At 63.3% G+C, this 3,047-nt stretch carries 5 protein-coding genes; all 5 read left to right on the forward strand.

The features are described from left to right. Nucleotides 1–181 precede the first annotated feature (181 nt). Nucleotides 182–934, forward strand: coding sequence for a hypothetical protein (locus L880_RS0125470; protein WP_027478010.1), 753 nt, complete (start codon nt 182–184; stop codon nt 932–934). Continuing rightward, nucleotides 931–1,332, forward strand: coding sequence for a DUF1294 domain-containing protein (locus tag L880_RS0125475; RefSeq protein WP_027478011.1), 402 nt, complete (start codon nt 931–933; stop codon nt 1,330–1,332). The genes L880_RS0125470 and L880_RS0125475 overlap by 4 nt, the downstream gene beginning before the upstream one ends. Continuing rightward, the gene (locus L880_RS0125480; protein ID WP_027478012.1) at nt 1,329–1,856 is read left to right on the forward strand and encodes a retropepsin-like aspartic protease family protein; all 528 of its coding nucleotides are present in this window, start codon (nt 1,329–1,331) and stop codon (nt 1,854–1,856) included. The genes L880_RS0125475 and L880_RS0125480 overlap by 4 nt, the downstream gene beginning before the upstream one ends. After that, the gene (locus L880_RS0125485) at nt 1,853–2,512 is read left to right on the forward strand and encodes a phosphohydrolase (protein WP_027478013.1); all 660 of its coding nucleotides are present in this window, start codon (nt 1,853–1,855) and stop codon (nt 2,510–2,512) included. Before L880_RS0125480 ends, L880_RS0125485 begins: the two co-directional genes overlap by 4 nt. Before the next feature lie 89 nt (nt 2,513–2,601). Continuing rightward, nucleotides 2,602–2,982 (forward strand): GNAT family N-acetyltransferase, encoded by a 381-nt coding sequence (locus tag L880_RS36845; protein ID WP_416351392.1) that lies wholly within the window; start codon nt 2,602–2,604, stop codon nt 2,980–2,982. Nucleotides 2,983–3,047: the final 65 nt, after the last annotated feature.

Consider the following 3,047-nt stretch of genomic DNA (forward strand, 5'->3'; position numbering starts at 1 on the left):
CAACGCCCCACACCTGTCTCGCGTTTACCAAACTACCTCAAATCGAACGCACCCGCAGGGTGAGGCACTTTCACTCTTGGGCTCACGGATTCAGGATCAACGCTACCTGAATCAACGCTTCGGGGAGCTGTAGCCTTTCGCCCGCGAAAGAGCAACCCCTTCACAAAAACAAGGAGAAAACATGCGTCACCTTCCGCTTTACCTGCTTCTGGCCGCTGCGGCCGGCTGCGCCCTGCCGGCGCTGGCCAGTTCTGATGCGGTGCCAGTTGATGCACCGGCCGCTGTTGCGGCCGCTCCGGCCGCCGAGGTCAAGGTGGCCATCACCGGCCACATCGACTTGGCTGCTGATCGAGGGCGCAAGGTCTTCATCGAATTCCTGGCCAGTCCGAGGCTGACGGCCGCCGTGCGGGCCTCGCTGGCCTCCAGCGGCTTCGAGCTGGTGGACACCCGCGAACAGGCCGACGTGGTGTACGAGCTGGATGGTGCCTTCCAGGCACTGCGCCCCGCGACCCGGCGTACCGCCGAGTTTCGCGTGGGCGACTATGCCGAGAACCCCGCGCCCTTGGCCACCAAGAGCGGCCGGGGCGGCTCCGTGATGCTGTCGCTGAACCCCCTGGCCATGCTGGTCGGCACGATTGCATCCAATGTCGGGAATGCGACCGGCGCGCAGGACTCGGTGAACGCGGCCACGGCCGGCGACCCGGACGGCAAATGCATGTCGCGCTGCGAGACGTGGCGCTACCGTCAGCGCAATGTCGTCAACCTGACGCGCAAGGAAGGCGCCACGGAACAGAAGTGCTCCGTCCTCGCCACAACCGAGGATGCCGAGCTGGTGCCGGCGCGACTCATCCAGTCGTCCCTTGCGGGCTTGCAGGAGGCCGCTGGCTTGATTGTGGCCCTGGGCCTCTCCGCTGATCCTGCTTTGGCGAAATGAACGCGCCGGGCCTGTCACTGGCGGATCGCTTTTGGATCGCCCATCGCTGGGCCGCTTTCGGGCTGGGTGCGGTGTTCCTTATGGGTGTGATTGTCGCCGGCATCGCCGGGCGTATCCGGCCGCACTACGCTTGGGCCTATGCGCTCATGAGCAACTTGGCCTTTCTGGCATACGGCCTCGACAAGTCGGCGGCCGTTGCCGACCGTTGGCGCTGGTCTGAAAAGGCTTTGCACTGGATCGAGCTGCTATGCGGCTGGCCCGGTGCCTTGATTGGACAACATGCCTTCCGCCACAAGTCGCGGAAGGCTTCCTTTTTGTTTTTCACATGGCTGGCCAGCGCCGCGAACGCCGCTGTTTTCGCGCACTTAGCTGGCTTCTATCGTTGGAGTTGGCAATGAACGCTACTCGCGCCCTTGTGGCCCTGATGGCCTGCCTTGCCATTGGAACCTCGCACGCGCAGCAGCGCGAATACATCATCTACGATGGCCAGAGCTACCCTGGCGACCAGCTCGACGTTGCGGCCGCCTCTCCCGTGATGGTCAAGCCGGCGCAGCGCCTGGGTAACGGGGACTACTCCATCCCGCGCGCTGCGGACGGCCACTACTACATCGCCGGGGCCGTCAACGGCTTTCCCGTGGTCTTCATGGTGGACACCGGAGCGCGATTCACGACGCTGCCGGTCAAGCTGGCCCGCAATGCTGGTATCCGCGCCGGCCGCGCAACATCCTTTGACACGGCCGCAGGCCGTGAACGTGGTGGCATCACTGCGGCCAACACGGTGATCGTCGGCCCTTTCGCCGTTGAGGGTGCGGCTATCGCCGTCCTGGAGCGTCTTGCCGCTCCGCTGCTGGGGATGGACGTTCTCAACCGCTTCCAGATCGCCTATTCGGGCGGCTTCATGATCCTGCGAGGCGGCCGATGACGCCGGCAGCGGCGCGCGCGTGGGTTCGGCTTCCTTCTGGCCGCCGTCTCGACCTCATCAACCCCGATCCCAGCGCGTGGCTCGACAGTGACCTTGCTTTGCGTTTGGCGAGGACGTACCGCTGGGGTGGGGAATCGTCATGGCCCCTGCCCCTCTCTGTGGCCCAGCATTCGCTCCTGGTGCTCGCTTTGCGTCGGCAGTGGAGTGACACCCCTTTGACGCCCTCTGACGCGCTCCTGGAGCTTCTGCACGACGCCGAGGAAGGTTTCCTTGGGTTCGACTGCATTTCCCCTTTGAAGGACGTGCTGGGCCTTTCCTTTCGGGCCGTTTCGTCTCGCCTGATGGCTGCGGTTTCAGAGCGGTACGAGCTGCGCGCCTGGTCGCCGGCCGCGCACGCCGTCCACAAACGGGCCGACTCGGTGGCGGCCGCTTCCGAGGCTGTGCATTGCATTGGCTGGCCGGTTCATGAAGTCCGCGATGTTCTGGGCATCGTGCATCCTGTCCTCGATGTCGATCCGCTGGCTGACATCTACGGTTGCCGGCCGTGGGAGCCTTGGGCGGCTGACGTTGCGGCCGAGCGGTTTCTGGATGCGCTGGAGTCGTTGCGGGCCGCTGTGCGTGGGAAGGTTGGAGGTGCTGCTGAATGTGGCGTTTGAAACAGTTAGCTCGCCTTTTCCACGGTTTAAGTTCTCGGCAGCGGGTCGTGCTTCTGGATCGCGCTGCGCTTGATGTGGCTCAAACCGACATGGGTCCGGGGTGGCATCGTGTTCATCTGTTTAGGTTCATTCATAGGGGTTCTAGAGTTGGCTATTTGACGCTGGTTCGTAGTTCCCCTCCTGATCCACGCCTCCCTCTTGCCCTGTGTTCCGGTGATCCCCTTCCTGTTGAAGTCGCTGACCTCTACATCGAGTCCTGTTACCGAGGCCAAGGCATTGGTTCCGCGTTGTGGCGGCAGGGGTGTGAAGCGATAAGCGAGATATACCCGGCATCCTGTCTTGTTTATGGCACCCCGCAGGGGAAAGATGCAGCCCGTTTTTGGTTGCGCCAAGGGTTTCAGATTTCTGATGATGTGATGTTTGCGAATCTTGGCGATTTGACTGCCATCTCGAAGAATCAAGCCAACTAGGGCGTCTCCCCTACGGGGCCGGGCTTTCGTGCTGCGCATCGAGCCGCCTGCGGCGTCTCGCCCCT

Source organism: Curvibacter gracilis ATCC BAA-807 (assembly GCF_000518645.1).
Lineage (GTDB): Bacteria > Pseudomonadota > Gammaproteobacteria > Burkholderiales > Burkholderiaceae_C > Curvibacter > Curvibacter gracilis.

Coding starts and splice junctions, on each gene's coding strand:
- L880_RS0125475 (WP_027478011.1), top strand. CDS start 931: ATGAACGCGCCGGGCCTGTCACTGGCGGATCGCTTTTGGATCGCCCAT.
- L880_RS36845 (WP_416351392.1), top strand. CDS start 2,602: ATGGGTCCGGGGTGGCATCGTGTTCATCTGTTTAGGTTCATTCATAGG.
- L880_RS0125485 (WP_027478013.1), top strand. CDS start 1,853: ATGACGCCGGCAGCGGCGCGCGCGTGGGTTCGGCTTCCTTCTGGCCGC.
- L880_RS0125470 (WP_027478010.1), top strand. CDS start 182: ATGCGTCACCTTCCGCTTTACCTGCTTCTGGCCGCTGCGGCCGGCTGC.
- L880_RS0125480 (WP_027478012.1), top strand. CDS start 1,329: ATGAACGCTACTCGCGCCCTTGTGGCCCTGATGGCCTGCCTTGCCATT.